Below are 14,020 nucleotides of genomic sequence, written 5' to 3'. Positions count from 1 at the left end.
CCGACGGTCTGCCGATTGCTTCTTCGGCGCCGAGCCGGTCGTGGACCGGTCACCTGACGTGTCAGCCACGCGACACGGCGCATCCACCGACGCGCACCCATCCGCGCCATGACCGGCCTCGAACAGCCCTTGCGAGGCCGGCGAAGAGCCGGCCCGGCGACCCTTCGAGGTGATCCGTGAACCGACAGGCAACCGACCGCGATGTTTCCCCCGATCCACGCCCCCGTTCTCGCCCGCGGCGCGACCCGCGGCGCCGCCTGGCGGGTGTCGCCGCGCTCGCCCTGGGCGTGGCGTCCGCCGTCGTCGCGACCCCGCTCGCCGGCCAGGCGTCCAGCCACCGGGAGGCGCCGCTGATCGCCGCCGACCCGACCGTGGACAACACGGACACCTATGCGTTCGTGAGCCCGGACGCGCCGGACACGGTGACCCTGGTGGCCAACTGGTCACCGTTCTCCGAGCCGGCCGGCGGCCCGAACTTCTTCCCGTTCGCGACCGACGCCCGTTACAACCTGCACGTCGACGCGGACGGCGACGCGAAGGCGGACTCGACCTACCGGTGGACGTTCACGTCCCACTACAAGAACCCGAACACGTTCCTGTACAACACCGGCTCGGTCACGGCGTTGAACGATCCGGACCTGAACTTCACCCAGACGTACAAGCTGGAGCTGGTCCGAGGCGGGAAGACCACGGTGCTGGCCGACAACGTGCCAGTGGCGCCGTCGAACGTCGGTGTCGCCTCGATGCCGGACTACGCGAAGCTGCGGTCCGACGCGGTACGCACCMTGCCCGGCGGCCTGAAGACCTTCGCTGGCCAGGCCGACGACCCGTTCTTCCTGGACCTGCGGGTGTTCGACCTGCTCTACGGCGGTAACGCGACGGAGATCGGGAAGGACACCCTCGCCGGATACAACGTGAACTCGATCGTGCTGCAGGTGCCGAAGAAGGACCTGGCGCTGAAGGGTGACCCGGCCCGAAACCCGGTGATCGGGGCCTGGAGCACCACCGACCGGCGCAGCCTGCGCGTCCTGCCCGGCACAGGCGGGAACGGCCAGCCGGCGAGCGGTGGCGGCTGGTCGCAGGTGTCCCGGCTCGGCTCGCCGCTCGTCAACGAGGTGGTCGTCCCGGTCGGGCAGAAGGACCGGTTCAACAACTCCAACCCGGACCGCGACGCACAGTTCCTGCGCTACGTCACCAACCCGGAGCTACCCAAGCTGATCGAGGCCATCTACCACGTCCCCGCGCCGAAGGAGCCGCGCAATGACCTGGTCGCGGCCTTCCTGACCGGGGTGAGCAAGGCGAACCTCGGCGTCGACCTGAACGCGCACACGCTGAACAAGGACGCCACCCCAAGCAGGATCGTCCCCTATGAGGCGCTGCGGCTGAACATGTCGGTCCCGCCGACGGCGCACCCGCATCGGCTTGGCGTGGTCGGCGGTGACACCGCCGGGTTCCCGAACGGGCGGCGGCTGACCGACGACGTCGTCGACATCGAGCTGCAGGCCGTCCAGGGCGTCCTGCTGCCGAACCCGCCGGCGGCGGCCAAGGCTCTCGGCGACGCGGTGAACGCCAACAACGTGCCCTTCGCCGCCGCGTTCCCCTACGTCGCCCTGCCCACTCCCGGCTCCCGCTGACCCGCGGCTGAGCCACCGCGGGCCTCATCGCGACACCGGACAGGGCCGCGACGCCACAGCGTCGCGGCCCTCGTTCCGGTCATGGACCGAAGGTGTGACCTGGTCGTCGTTCGTCGTTCGTCACGCGTCGCGGAAACGGAGGAGCAGCGCGCCGGTGAGGAGGGCCGCGGCGGCCCAGGCAGCGAGCACTCCCAGGCCGGACCACGGCGCGATGGGCAGGGCACTCAGGTTTGTGGTGGCCTGGATCTCCAGGCCGGCGGTCATGGGGCTGAGCTGCTCGATACGGCGTTGCCAGTGGGGGTTGGCGGTGGCCGCCGCGATGATCGGGAACAGGTACAGCAGGCCGAGGACGACGCCGATCGCGACGGCGGAGTCCCGGACGGCCGCTGCGACACCCAGAGCCAGCAGCGCAACCAGCTCCAGGTAGAGGATCGATCCGCCAGCGGCTCGCAGGACCGACCCGTCCGTCAGGGTCAGCGCCGTGAAACCGTGCGACGGGCCCAGGCCATGGCCGGGCAGCAGCAGCCCGCCGGCCAGCACCGAGCCGAGGACCCCCGCGGTCGCGGCGACCAGGACCGGGACCGTGACCGTGACGGCCTTCGCGGCCAGCAGCGTCAGCCGGCCGGGAACCGCCGTCAGGGTCACCCGGATCAGGCCGGTGCCGTACTCGGCACCGACGGCCGTCGTGGCGAGGACGGCGACCACCGCCTGGCCGAGCTGGACACCCGTGAGGCTCAGCTTCGCGGTGTCGACGGGGCATTCGCCGCCCGGCCTGCAGTGGGTGGCGGCCGCCGCCGCCACGCTGACCGCGATGGTCAGCACGGCGGCGGCGACGAGCAACCAGCCGGGCCCGGCTACGGTCCGCTGCTTGGTCCACTCCGCGCGCAACGCGCGCCGGCCGGTGAGCCAGGCATCTCGCGGCGATGGCCGCTGGTCCTGAGCCGTCAGGACCGGTGCCGTCGCCGTCATGCGTCGCGCCGGCGCAGCAGGACGTACGCGACGGCCAACGCGGCCACGGCGTAGCCACACAGAACGGCGAAGCCGGCCCACGGCGAGAGCGGGAAATAGGCCGGCGGCGAGTACTCGGCCGTGACCTGGGCATAGCGCGGGATGCTCTGCTCGATCGCGAAGCCGGCGGCCGGGGTGACCCGCAGAACCCATTCGCGGGCCTCGACGGGCAGCGCGGGTACCACGCCCAGCAGGTAGGGCAGCACGATCCCGACGACGACGGCGGCGACCGCGCCGGCGCCGCGCCGCAGGATCACCCCGACGGCGAGGGCGAGGACCGCGCAGACGGCGACGAGCAGCGCGGTCCCGACGATCACCCGTACCTCGGTCGGTCCGCTGACGGGCAGCACGTACGACCCCTCGTCGCGGGAGATCCGCGTGCCCATCAGGACCGCGATGGCGACCGCCACCAGCGCGGCGGCGAACGTGGCCGCGCCGATCACGACCGCCTTCGCGGCCAGCACCCGGCCCCGGTTCGGCATCGCGGCCAGGGTGACGCGGACCAGGCCGCGCCGGTACTCGGCGGTCGCGAACATCGCGGCGACGACGACCAGCGTGATCAGCCCGAKGAAGACGCCCGCGAGATGGTCCTCGACCGCCGCGGTCGGGGCGGGGCTGCTGCTCATGCCGGGCACCGCCGGCGCGATGTCGCCGGCCCCGGTGACCGTGATCTGGTCGCCGGCCCGCTCGTAGGAGCCCCGCTGATCGCCGCCCGGCCCCGCCCTCGGTGTGCCGGCGCCGATGCCGGCCCCAGCGCCGTCGCCAGTCCCAGCGCCGTCGCGGTCGCCGGCGATGGCCTGGCCGGTCCAGTCCGTGCCTGGCGTCGCGCCGGACAGGGAGACGTGGTCGAACGTGCCGGTCGCCGTGCTCGAGGTGCCGATCGCGGACGAACCGCCGAAGGACTCGGTGACGACCAGGACGCCGGGTGAGGTGGCGAACAGCCCGACCTGGACCGTCGCCGGCAGGCCGGCCAGGTGGGCGGTGGCCACCTTGGTCCAGGTGACGCCGTCGGCCGAGTCGTAGCCGGTGACCGTGTCGCCGGTGCGGGTGAGCCGCAGCCAGTGCGGTGACGCGGCGGCGACCTCGCCGGGCAGGCCGGCGGCGTCGTGGGTGTAGTTCCACTGCATCCGGGTGCCGTGGCCGCCGGTGGCCGTCATCGCGGCGTAGGCCGACCCGGGGGTCGTGCTCGCCTTGATGATGATGCCGGCCTTGGACCAGGGCTGGGTCGCGTCGACCTCGTCGGCCTGCTGCCCCGGGCTCGCCGGGGCGGTGGGAGGCGCCGAGTACTGGCCGGTCAGTGCGGTCATCCGGACGGTGATCCCGCCGTCTCCGGCGAGCGGCTGGCGCACGAAGTAGAAGGAGTCGGTGACCGCCTGGCCGCCCGGCCCGGTGGGCAGCGGCTGGTAGCAGTCCCGGCCGGATCCCTGTTCGCAGGAGATCGTGCTGTGGACGGCGAACAGCCCGATCACGTCGATGAGCGCGGCGCCGATCAGGAGGGCGAGGACCCAGCCGCGCAGCGTTCGGAACTTGGTCCATTCGGCCCGCAGTAGCCAGCCGAACGTGGACCGCCCATGCGGCCTGGCCGGCGTGGCGACGGGCGGCGACAGCGTGTCGGTCATCGGGTCAGGTCCCTTTCCGTCGCGTCCGCCGGGACGGCCGGCGTCGGGACTGCGGACGTTGGGACGACGGACGTTGGGACGACGGGCGTTGGGGACGCGGGCCGCGCGGCGTACTCGACGGACTCGCGGGTGAGGTCCAGGTAGGCCCGTTCGAGGCTGGCCTGCTCGGCGGCGACCTCGGCGAACGGGACACCGGCCGCGCTCAGCGCCGCGACGACCTCGGCGGCCCGAAGACCGGCGATGGTCAGCGTCTCCGCGCCCGTGGGCATCACCGACGCGCCCGCGCGTTCGAGCGCCACCGCCGCCGCCGGCGGGGCGCTCGTGCGCAGCCGGACCCTGTTTCCGGCCGCGGCCGCGAGCAGCGCCGCCGTGGACGTGTCCGCGATCAGCCGGCCGCGCCCGACGATGAGCAGGTGGTCGGCGGTGTCCTGCAGCTCGCCCATCAGATGGCTGGAGACCAGCACGGTCCGGCCGTCGGCCGCGAGCCCCCGCAGGAAGCCGCGCATCCACACGATCCCCTCGGGATCCATCCCGTTGAACGGCTCGTCGAACATCAGCACCGGCGGGTCGCCGAGCAGCGCCGCGGCGATCCCGAGCCGCTGGCGCATCCCCAGCGAGTAGCCCCCGGCCTTGCGCCGCGCCGCGCTGGCGAGGCCGACGAGGTCGAGCACCTCGTCGACGCGGCGACCGGTGAGGCCCTGCGAGTGGGCCAGCCAGAGCAGGTGGTTGCGGGCGCTGCGCCCCGGCTGCGGCGCCGCGGCGTCCAGCAGCGACCCGACGTGGCTCAGCGGGCGCGGCAGGGTCGCGTACCGCCGGCCGCCGACCAGCGCGGTGCCGGCGTCGGGTGCGTCCAGGCCGACGATCACCCGCATCGTCGTGGACTTGCCGGCCCCGTTGGGGCCGACGAACCCGGTGACCCGGCCGGGCGACACCGTGAACGTCATCCCGTCCAACGCTGTCGTCGACCMGAACCGTTTACGCAGGCTGTCGACCTCAATGCTTGTTCCCATCCGAGTAGCCCTCCCATGCCGTATGCCGTCGGTGGCATGACGGGGTTCTATGGAGCGGGCACTGACATGGGCCGAACGGCGACCGTTATCTCGCTGTTAGGGCCGGTCGGCCATCGTGGGCGGTCGGGGCCGCAGGCGGCGCAGGAGGCGACGATGATCCGGGTACGCCGCACCGTGCGGCTGCGGCTGACGGCGCTGTACAGCGGGCTGTTCGTGGTCTCGGCGATCGTGCTGCTGGCGATCACCAACGGCGTCGGTTCCTCGTCGTCGGCCACGGTCGCCGTGTCGATCTCCCCTGACAGATCCGTCCCGCCGACACAGGAGGCTGCCACCCAGGCCGTTTCCCACGGCTACCTGCTCGGGTCGGCTGTCGCCCTGGCGGTGATGGYGGTCGCGTCGCTCGTGGTCGGCTGGGTCGCCGCCGGTCGGGTGCTGCGCCCGCTGCGGGTGATCACGGCGGYCACCCGGCGGATCTCCGCCGACAGCCTGCACGAGCGGCTCGCCATGACCCGCCCAGATGGCGAGCTCAAGGACCTCTCCGACACCATCGACGCCCTGCTGGAACGCCTTGACGGCGCGTTCACCGCGCAGCGCCGCTTCGTGGCCAACGCCTCTCACGAGCTGCGCACCCCGCTGGCGACCGTCCGCGCGCTCGTCGACGTCGCCGCGGCCAAACCGGGCCCGGTCCCAGCCGAGACGCTCCTGCTCGCCGACCGGGTACGCGTCGAGCTCGACCGGGTCGACGAGCTGCTCGACGGGCTGCTCGCGCTCGCCCGCGGCCAGCACGGGGAGCTGCCCGACCGGGCGACCGTCTCCCTCGACGCGGCCGTCTCGGCGCGACTCGCCCCGCGCGCCGACGCGATTGGCGGCGCCGGCCTGGTGCTGCATCGCGTCCACAGCCTCGACGACGCCTGGGTCGTCGCCAGCCAGCCGCTGCTGTGCCGAATGATCGACAACCTGCTCGACAACGCGATCCGGCACAACCATGACGGAGGCTGGATCGGCGTCACCACCGCCGTGTCCGGCACGACTGCCCGGCTGGTCGTCGAGAACGGCGGCGACGTGCTGGACCAGGCGCAGGTAGCCGAGCTGGCCCAGCCGTTCCGCCGGCTCGGCGTCGAACGGACCGGTTCGGACGCCGCCGGCGCCGGGCTCGGCCTGTCGATCGTCGCCGCGATCACGGCGGCGCACGGCGGCACGCTCGAGCTGCGTGCCCGGGGCGACGGCGGCCTGCTGGTCATCGTCGCGCTGCCGCGGGTGGCCGCGCCAGGCCCGGCGGCCGCGGCGTGAGGGTCCTGGTCGTCGAGGACGCGCGCCGGCTCGCCGCCGTGCTCGTCGAAGGGCTGCGCGACCAGGCGATCGCCGCCGACGTCGCGCACGACGGCCTGGAGGCCGCCGCCAAGCTCGCCGCCACCAGCTACGACGTGGTCGTCCTCGACCGGGACCTGCCCGGCATCCACGGTGACACCCTCTGCCAGCTGATCCTGCAACGCGCCGAGCGGGCGATGGTGCTGATGCTCACCGCCGCGGACTCGCCCGTCGACCGGGTCAGCGGCCTGTCGATCGGTGCCGACGACTACCTCACCAAGCCGTTCCACTTCCCCGAGCTGGTGCTGCGCATCCGCGCGCTCGCGCGCCGCCGGCCCACCGTCCAGCCGGCGACGCTGCGAGCCGCCGGCCTCGAGCTCGACACGATCCGCCGGACCGTCACCCGCGACGGCCGCCCCCTCGACCTGTCCGTCAAGGAGTTCGCGGTCCTGGAGGCGCTGCTACGGGCCAGCCCCGCGTATCTGAGCGCCGAGGACCTCCTCGAACAGGTCTGGGACGAGCACGCCGACCCGTTCACCAACACCGTCCTCGTCACGATCGGCCGCCTGCGCCRCAAGCTCGGCGACCCCCCGGTCATCACCACCACCCCCCGCGTCGGCTACCGGATCGCCGCCGGGGACGGGGCCGGTGACTGACGACAGCGACCACACGGCGGTCATCGCCGGATCGTGCCGGCTCGTGATCAGCTGCGATGCCGGGCCTTCGCCGGCCCGGACAGGTCTGCGCGGGAGGCTCCGTCGTCTCCTCCGCCCAGACCCACTGGACGCACGGGTCGGATGGCAGACCACTAGTGGTGGTGCCCCGGATGGCGCCCGGTGGCCGAGGTCCGCGCGCGGGCTACGCGAAACGATCGCCGCCGAGCTCGGCGCCGACCAGGTTCCCGCCGAGCCAGCCCGCTTCAAGCCCCACGTCAGCGTCACCTACGGCAATGCCACCCCGCCGCCACCGAGGTCATCCGCAGGTTGACCGACCTTCTCCAGCTCCCGTCCATCGAGGTCCCGGTAGCCAGCGTGAGCCTGCTCGAACTCCGCCGCGAACGCCACACCTGCCGCTGGACCACCCGCCACGCTGCCACCTTCACCAACCGGTAGAAGGTCCGCCGCCACCCGAGGCCCGCACGTTGCCGAAAATCTCGTTCTGAGATCAGGTGGCTTCGCCGCGCCGCGTGCCGGCTGCGCGGCGCCGGCACGCTGTGCTCGCCGGCGCGTCGCAGACCCCGATTCGATGGAGCTAGTATTGCGTCCATTCGTGCCAGGGGAGCCCGGGGAACAGACTGTTGGAAGACACGAGAGAGCCCGACCAGGTTGGACCAGTGGATCTAACCTCAGCAAACTCCACAGAAACACGGTGGGACTATTTTGTCTCGTATACAAAAGAGGATCTGGCGTGGGCCGAGTGGATCGCCTGGAATATTGAGTCGACCGACAACAGCGTCCTACTTCAAGCATGGGATGTAGTTCCCGGCAGTCACTGGGCCACGGCGATGCAAGAGGCAATGGCAAAGTCGGATAGAACTATTGCCGTTGTGTCGAGGAACTACCTTGCGTCGGCCTACGGGCGCGTCGAGTGGCAGGCGGCCTTCAGCAAGGATCCCGCCGGGTTCAATCGCAAACTTGTTCCAATTCGGATAGATCGGTGCGATCTCCCCGGCGTACTAGGACAGGTCGTTCACCTTGACCTGTGCGGACTTACCGAAGAAAGTGCTCGAAGTACACTTATTACCAAACTTCGCGCGATTCGAACCGGTCGGGCGAAGYCTAGCGATCCGCCGATATTCCCGGGGCTCTCAAGTTCCCATGAAAGCAGTGAGAATACGAGCATCCTCGCTGCCGCAGGATCAGTATCCGCGAACCAGGTCCACACCATTGGATTCACATCCGACGGTCGGCGGCTAGTTGCCGGCTACCGCGATGGCACGTTCGCATCATGGGTGAGGGGTTACCGAAAAGACAAAGTCGCATGGCTGGAGAAGACCGGAGTTCAGATACCCTCCTTCGACTACACGTCCGATATTGTCGCGATTGCCGGTACGCAAAAATTTGTCGCCAACAGTGAAGAAAACGATGTCTGCCTGATCGACTTTGAGGGCGTTGGAGCTCCGAGGGTGCAGCGCAGTTTCATCCCTGTGACGTGGGCTCAAAACATATCGATCTCCGCCGACGGCACGCTGCTTGGCGCATCAGGGGAAAGGCCTTCTCTCTGGAACATAGAAGATCTCTCCAAACCCAGGCTAATTTTCCAGCTGGCGGAAGCGCCGGAGGTAGAATCCAGGGCCAGGTACATCGACGCGGCCGTGTCCCCGAGTGGCCGGCTATTTTGCTACGCCGACCACGAGGGCGCCATCAATGTGTCAAATATTGCATATAATTCAGTGCACAGCGCACGATGCTTCCGCCCAGCCCGGCCGGATGACGACGTTCCACACATTGTTTTTTCGGCCGACTCGGATAGGTATCTTTTTATCGCGAACTGCAAGGAACTTGAGATCTGGGCGTCCCATGGTCAAAATCCTCAGAGCGTGGGTGCTCTAAAATCCACCGTCGGCGACATTCTCCATGTCGCCTCCTCCCCGAGATCACCTCTGCTGGCAATCTCAGGATACAACGGATTTCAGATATGGGAATTTCGTAACCCCGCATCTCCCGTTCTTCGGTTTACCTTCGATTCTGACGATATGGTATGGTGCACCAGTTTCAGCCCCGATGGCACCCTTCTCGCAACATCCGACGTAGGTGTTGTGAGAAGTTGGAAAATCAATGAATGATCCAGCCGACGCAGGCTGACGGCGGTAAACAGGGCAGGGCTGTGACGGGAACGACGGGAGCAACCCGTTCAAGGGCGCCGGACTGGACCTGTCGAGACAGTGTCGACCCAGCGGGCAGCGGTCGCGGGCGGAGCGCGTCAGCGCAGGCCGCGGGCGAAGACGGGCGGACGGCGCTCGGTGAACGCCTTCACGGCCTCGAGATGGTCCGCGCTGCGGAAGGTGACCGCCTCCATGGCCAGCGCCATCTCGTAGATCCGGTCGACGCGGTCCTCCAGGTCCTTGTTGACCAGCCGCTTGGTGAAGCGCAGCGCGAGGGCGGCGCCCTTGGCGAGCCGGCGCGCGGTCGCGGTCGCCGCCGCCAGGACCTCGCCGGCCGGCACGGCGTGGTTGACCAGGCCGATGCGCTCCGCCTCGACGCCGGTGAGCAGGTCGCCGGTGAGCAGGTACTCCTTCGCCCGGTTCGCGCCGATCAGCATCGGCCACAGCACGACCCCGCCGTCGGCGGCCACGAGGCCCGCCTGCACGTGTGGGTCGCCGATCCGCGCCGTCTCGGAGATGTAGACGATGTCGCAGAACAGCGCGAGCGTCGCGCCGAGGCCGATCGCGTCGCCGTTCACGGCGGCGATCAGCGGCTGGCGCACGGCGAGGATGTTGCGGGCCATCGCGACCGCGTCGACGAACAGCTGGGAGAACCCGTCGTCATAGCCGGCGTCGTTGTTCGCAGCCATCTGGGTGAAGTCGCCGCCGGCGCAGAACCCGCGGCCCTCTCCGGTCAGCACGACGACCTCCGCCTCGGAGTCCGCGGCGATGCGCGCGTACAGCTCGATGAGCTCGCGGTGCATGACGTCGTTGATGGCGTTCCTGCGCTCGGGCCGCGCGAGCGTGACCAGCAGGACGCCGTCCGCCAGCTCGGTCCGGATCGTCGTCAGGCCGTACCTGTCCACCCCAGCCCCATCCCGGCGCCGGCCGCCCGCGCCACGCGGCGGCGGACCCTGGCGCCTGGTCGTCGTAACCCTCGGTCGTGACTCTGGCCGCGCGGCACCGTGCGGCACGGCACCGTGCGGTCCGGCGCGGGAGCGCCGTCAGCCGGCGGCGGCCACCGCCGGCGCGTCGTCGCCGTGCCCGAACAGCCCGCGCCTCTCGAACAGCTCGACGACGAGATCGCCCTGGCGGCCCATCATGTCGGCGTAGGCGGCGGCCGCGCCCTCGCCGTCCTGGCGCTCCACGCACCGCAGGATCGCCGCGGTGCCTACCAGCTCGACGTCGATCGATCCGGGCACGAGCTCGAAGAAGTTGCCCGGGATGATCCCCGACATCGCGCGCAGCAGCGGCGCCAGCCGCGGCGAGCGGGCCAGCTCGACGATCGTGGTGTGGAACTGCCGGTTGTGCCGCCAGACGGCGTAGGGGCGCGGGTCGGCGAGCAGCTCCCGGCGCTGGTCCACCAGCCTCGCGATGATCTCGGGCGTCTGGCGGGCGGCGGCGCGGCGGGCGGCGAAGCCGTAGAGCAGGCCGTACAGCTCGTAGTGGTCGCGGACGATGCTCTCGTCGATGGCGGCGATGAAGGTGCCGCGACGCGGCCGGACCGTCACCCAGCCCTCGTGCTTGAGGGTCAGCAGCGCCTCGCGCACCGGGATCCGGCTGATCCCGAGCGCCGCGGCGATGTCGTCCTGGGGCACGCGGTCTCCCTGGCGCAGCACGCCGTCGAAGACGAGCCGGCGCAGGTAGAGCACGGCCTCCTCGGCGACGGTCCGCTGGCCGCCGACGTCGTCCGGCGGCGGCAGGGCGATCCCGTCGGGGTCCCGCGTCGAAGGTGTCATCGCGCCGCCGTCCTCACCCGTGCCGCCCGCCGCACTCGACCGGTGAACCCGACGGCGACCATAAACGCATCATATATATTTGATCCGGTCGTGCCCAGTCCGACCGGGCACCTTCACCACCGACCGCCCGACCGACGGAGATCCCGACATGCGCCTGGACGACGTCGGCGAGGCCCGCCAGCCCACCCTCGGCAGACCGCTCGACGGCGTCCGGGTGCTCGCGCTGGAGCAGATGCAGGCGGTGCCGTCGGCCACGCTGCTGCTCGCCCGGCTCGGCGCGGACGTCGTCAAGGTCGAGCCGCTCGCGGGCGAGTCGGGCCGCGGGGCGCAGCCGGCCGTGACCGACCCGGCCGGGCGGCCGGCGGGCGCGACGTTCCTGCGCTACAACCTGGGCAAACGCGCCATCGCGCTCGACCTCAAGCGCGAGCGGGGTCGCGACCTGCTGCTGGAGCTGGCCGGGTCGTTCGACGTCGTCGCCGAGAACCTCGGGCCCGGCCGGGCGGACCGCCTCGGCGTCGGCTACGAGGCGATGGCGGCGCGCGACCCGCGGCTGATCTACCTGTCGGTGACCGGCTTCGGCGCGCGGGGAGACTCCCCGTACGCGTCCTGGCCGGCCTACGCCGCGGTGGCCGAGGCGATGTCGGGGATCTACGAGTACTCCCGCCGGCCACACCAGCCACCGGTGATCAACCCGGTGGGTGGCCTCGGCGACAACGGCTCGGGCCTGTACGGCGTCATCGGCGTCCTCGCCGCGCTGCGCCACCGGGACCGGACCGGCCTCGGCCAGCTCGTCGACGTGGCCATGTTCGACGCCATGGTGGCGATCTGCGACGTCGTCGCCAACTACTGGTCGCTGGGCATCCGCCCTGAGCCGGACACGGAGCGCCGCGCCCCCTACCTGGTCAACTCCTTCCGCGCCCGGGATGGCTGGTGCGTGGTCCAGCTGCTGCGCGACCACCAGTTCCCGCGCCTCGCCGAGCTGCTGGGGCACCCGGAGTGGCTGACGGACGACCGCTTCGCCACCCGCTGGGGCTGGCACGACCACTGGGCGGACGTGCTGTGCCCGGCGCTGGAGTCCTGGGCGGCGGACCGGTCCATGTTGTCCGCGGCCGGCGAGCTCGCCGCCGTCGGCGTCACCGCCGCGCCCTGCTTCGGTCCCGAGGACGTGGTGTCCGACCCGCACGTCACCGCGCGGCGCATGCTCGTCGAGATCCCCCGGACGGACGGGGTGGCCCAGCCGGTCCTGGTGGCCGGCAACCCGGTGAAGCTCTCCCGCGTGCCCGACGAGCCCGAGCCGGCGCCGCCGACGCTCGGCCAGCACACCGCCGAGCTGCTCACCGAGGTCCTGGGCCTCGACGCCGCCGCCATCGCCAGCCTCCACGAGGACGGCGTCATCGGCCTCGGCTGATCACGGCCGCAACGGCAGGTCGAAGAGGCGGATGGCGTTACCGCGGGCGATCTTGTGAATGTCGGCGGGGTCGAGGTGGCCGAACTGGGTGGCGGCGGCCTGGCGGCTGTGGGGCCAGGTGCCGTCCTGGTGGGGGTAGTCGGTCTCGAAGAGGATGTTGTCGACGCCGACGCGGTCGAGCAGCTCGATGCCGACCGAGTCCTTGAAGAAGCAGGCGTGGATCTGCCGGTAGTAGTAGGTCGACGGGCGTTCGGGGCACTTCAGCTGGGAGTTGCTCCAGCCGCGGTGGGTCTCCCAGACGTCGTCGATCCGCTCCAGCAGGTACGGGATCCAGCCGATCTGGCACTCCGCGTAGAGGAGCTTCAGGTCCGGCAGGCGGTCGAGGACGCCGGAGAAGGCGAAGTCGGTCAGGCTCGCGGCCGAGTTGCCGAAGATGATCGTCGCCGGGACGGCGTCGGGCGCGTCCGGTGAGGCCTGCGGCGTCTTCGTGCCCGAGCCGATGTGCATGCACAGCACGGTGCCGGTCTCGGCGCAGGCGCGGAAGAACGGGTCCCAGTAGCCGGTGTGGATGCTCGGCAGGCCCAGGTACGTGGGCAGCTCGGTGAACGCGACCGCCCGCACGCCACGGGCCGCGTTGCGTCGCACCTCGGCGGCGGCGAGCTCGGCGTCCCACAGCGGCACCAGGCACAGCGGCACCAGCCGGCCGCAGCCTCCACTACCGCTACTGCCGCCGCCGCACCACTCCTCCACCATCCAGTCGTTGTAGGCGCGCACGGACAGCAGCGCGAGATCGCGGTCCTTGCCCCACAGGAAGATCTGGCCGGCGAACCGCGGGTAGTTCGGGTAGCACAGCTGCGCCTCGACGCCGTTGAGCTCGTTGTCCGCGACCCGCGCGGCCGGGTCCCAGCAGCCGCGCCGCATCTCGTCGAAGGTCACGCCCGCCAGGCTGATCTCGTCGGCCGGGTAGCCGGCGGCCGCGATCAGTCGCTTCACCGAGTACCGGTGGTCCTCGTAGAACCACCAGGCGACCGGCGGGCCCTCCGTGCCCGGCTCCTCGATGTAGCTGCCGCCGTCGAGCTTCGGGCGCCCGGACGGGAGGTACCGGACGTGGGGCCCCGTCTCCCGGTAGCGCGCCGGCAGCCGCGAGGTCCACAGGTCCGGCGGCTCGACGACGTGCGCGTCCACGTCGATGATCATCGGGATCGCAGCGGCCCCCCGGCCGTCGCCGCCGGGATCGTCACGTCCGTCGGTCATCCGGGCTCCTCCCAGCACGCGACCAGCCAGCCGGCGACCAGGACCAGCCACGACCCGATCAGCCCACGATCTTGATCAGGCCATAGGCCTGGTCTGGTCGCGAGCTCGACCGCGAGCAATGATCGTATGTTTGATACATGATATTAGCGAGAGTGGTGAGCTCGCAATGGAGGAAGG

12 protein-coding genes are annotated in these 14,020 nt (G+C 70.9%); 5 read left to right on the top strand and 7 right to left on the bottom strand.

What is annotated here, in order from left to right; all coding sequences use genetic code 11:
• The first annotated feature begins 176 nt into the window (after nucleotides 1-176).
• Nucleotides 177-1,634 carry a DUF4331 domain-containing protein gene (locus tag BCD49_RS22375; protein ID WP_071041860.1) on the top strand — a complete coding sequence of 486 codons (1,458 nt, stop codon included), beginning with the start codon at nucleotides 177-179 and terminating at the stop codon, nucleotides 1,632-1,634.
• A 120-nt stretch (nucleotides 1,635-1,754) separates the two neighbouring features.
• On the opposite strand, the gene BCD49_RS43650 is transcribed toward BCD49_RS22375, so the two are convergent.
• Genes BCD49_RS43650 through BCD49_RS22360 form a run of 3 tightly spaced genes read right to left on the bottom strand, consistent with a single transcriptional unit; the run spans nucleotide 1,755 to nucleotide 5,271 of the window.
• Nucleotides 1,755-2,603: a hypothetical protein gene (locus BCD49_RS43650; RefSeq protein WP_007513927.1), complete on the bottom strand. Its 849-nt coding sequence runs from the start codon at nucleotides 2,601-2,603 to the stop codon at nucleotides 1,755-1,757.
• Complete coding sequence (locus BCD49_RS22365; protein WP_071041859.1) at nucleotides 2,600-4,261, bottom strand: ABC transporter permease subunit; 1,662 nt, start codon at nucleotides 4,259-4,261, stop codon at nucleotides 2,600-2,602. Before BCD49_RS22365 ends, BCD49_RS43650 begins: the two co-directional genes overlap by 4 nt.
• The gene (locus BCD49_RS22360; protein WP_083401623.1) at nucleotides 4,258-5,271 is read right to left on the bottom strand and encodes an ABC transporter ATP-binding protein; all 1,014 of its coding nucleotides are present in this window, start codon (nucleotides 5,269-5,271) and stop codon (nucleotides 4,258-4,260) included. Before BCD49_RS22360 ends, BCD49_RS22365 begins: the two co-directional genes overlap by 4 nt.
• A gap of 153 nt (nucleotides 5,272-5,424) precedes the next feature.
• Between BCD49_RS22360 and BCD49_RS22355 the strand changes: the two genes are divergently transcribed.
• Together BCD49_RS22355 and BCD49_RS22350 are read left to right on the top strand one after the other, a co-directional pair.
• The gene (locus BCD49_RS22355) at nucleotides 5,425-6,561 is read left to right on the top strand and encodes a sensor histidine kinase (RefSeq protein ID WP_071041858.1); all 1,137 of its coding nucleotides are present in this window, start codon (nucleotides 5,425-5,427) and stop codon (nucleotides 6,559-6,561) included.
• Nucleotides 6,558-7,235, top strand: a complete 678-nt coding sequence (locus BCD49_RS22350; RefSeq protein ID WP_071041857.1) for a response regulator transcription factor — start codon at nucleotides 6,558-6,560, stop codon at nucleotides 7,233-7,235. Before BCD49_RS22355 ends, BCD49_RS22350 begins: the two co-directional genes overlap by 4 nt.
• Before the next feature lie 285 nt (nucleotides 7,236-7,520).
• On the opposite strand, the gene BCD49_RS43645 is transcribed toward BCD49_RS22350, so the two are convergent.
• Nucleotides 7,521-7,667: a hypothetical protein gene (locus BCD49_RS43645; RefSeq protein ID WP_157845271.1), complete on the bottom strand. Its 147-nt coding sequence runs from the start codon at nucleotides 7,665-7,667 to the stop codon at nucleotides 7,521-7,523.
• A gap of 245 nt (nucleotides 7,668-7,912) precedes the next feature.
• On the opposite strand from BCD49_RS43645, the gene BCD49_RS40895 reads away from it, so the two are divergent.
• Complete coding sequence (locus BCD49_RS40895) at nucleotides 7,913-9,364, top strand: toll/interleukin-1 receptor domain-containing protein (RefSeq protein WP_083401622.1); 1,452 nt, start codon at nucleotides 7,913-7,915, stop codon at nucleotides 9,362-9,364.
• A 137-nt stretch (nucleotides 9,365-9,501) separates the two neighbouring features.
• Here the strand turns inward: BCD49_RS40895 and BCD49_RS22345 are convergent, their stop codons facing one another.
• The gene (locus BCD49_RS22345) at nucleotides 9,502-10,308 is read right to left on the bottom strand and encodes an enoyl-CoA hydratase/isomerase family protein (protein WP_007513939.1); all 807 of its coding nucleotides are present in this window, start codon (nucleotides 10,306-10,308) and stop codon (nucleotides 9,502-9,504) included.
• Between the two features lie 138 nt (nucleotides 10,309-10,446).
• Nucleotides 10,447-11,181, bottom strand: coding sequence for a GntR family transcriptional regulator (locus BCD49_RS22340; protein ID WP_007513941.1), 735 nt, complete (start codon nucleotides 11,179-11,181; stop codon nucleotides 10,447-10,449).
• Between the two features lie 148 nt (nucleotides 11,182-11,329).
• Between BCD49_RS22340 and BCD49_RS22335 the strand changes: the two genes are divergently transcribed.
• Nucleotides 11,330-12,589: a CaiB/BaiF CoA transferase family protein gene (locus BCD49_RS22335; RefSeq protein WP_007513942.1), complete on the top strand. Its 1,260-nt coding sequence runs from the start codon at nucleotides 11,330-11,332 to the stop codon at nucleotides 12,587-12,589.
• Here the strand turns inward: BCD49_RS22335 and BCD49_RS22330 are convergent, their stop codons facing one another.
• Complete coding sequence (locus BCD49_RS22330; RefSeq protein WP_007513944.1) at nucleotides 12,590-13,843, bottom strand: amidohydrolase family protein; 1,254 nt, start codon at nucleotides 13,841-13,843, stop codon at nucleotides 12,590-12,592. It lies immediately after the preceding gene.
• Nucleotides 13,844-14,020 lie beyond the last annotated feature (177 nt).

The organism is Pseudofrankia sp. EUN1h (assembly GCF_001854645.1).
Lineage (GTDB): Bacteria > Actinomycetota > Actinomycetes > Frankiales > Frankiaceae > Pseudofrankia > Pseudofrankia saprophytica.
Note: the sequence above shows the minus strand (reverse complement) of the source record. Positions and strands in the feature narration are given on the sequence as shown.

Bases quoted from the DNA above. Each gene is read 5' to 3' on its own strand.
- BCD49_RS22340 (WP_007513941.1), bottom strand. From the start codon at position 11,181: ATGACACCTTCGACGCGGGACCCCGACGGGATCGCCCTGCCGCCGCCG.
- BCD49_RS43650 (WP_007513927.1), bottom strand. From the start codon at position 2,603: ATGACGGCGACGGCACCGGTCCTGACGGCTCAGGACCAGCGGCCATCG.
- BCD49_RS22330 (WP_007513944.1), bottom strand. From the start codon at position 13,843: ATGACCGACGGACGTGACGATCCCGGCGGCGACGGCCGGGGGGCCGCT.
- BCD49_RS22335 (WP_007513942.1), top strand. From the start codon at position 11,330: ATGCGCCTGGACGACGTCGGCGAGGCCCGCCAGCCCACCCTCGGCAGA.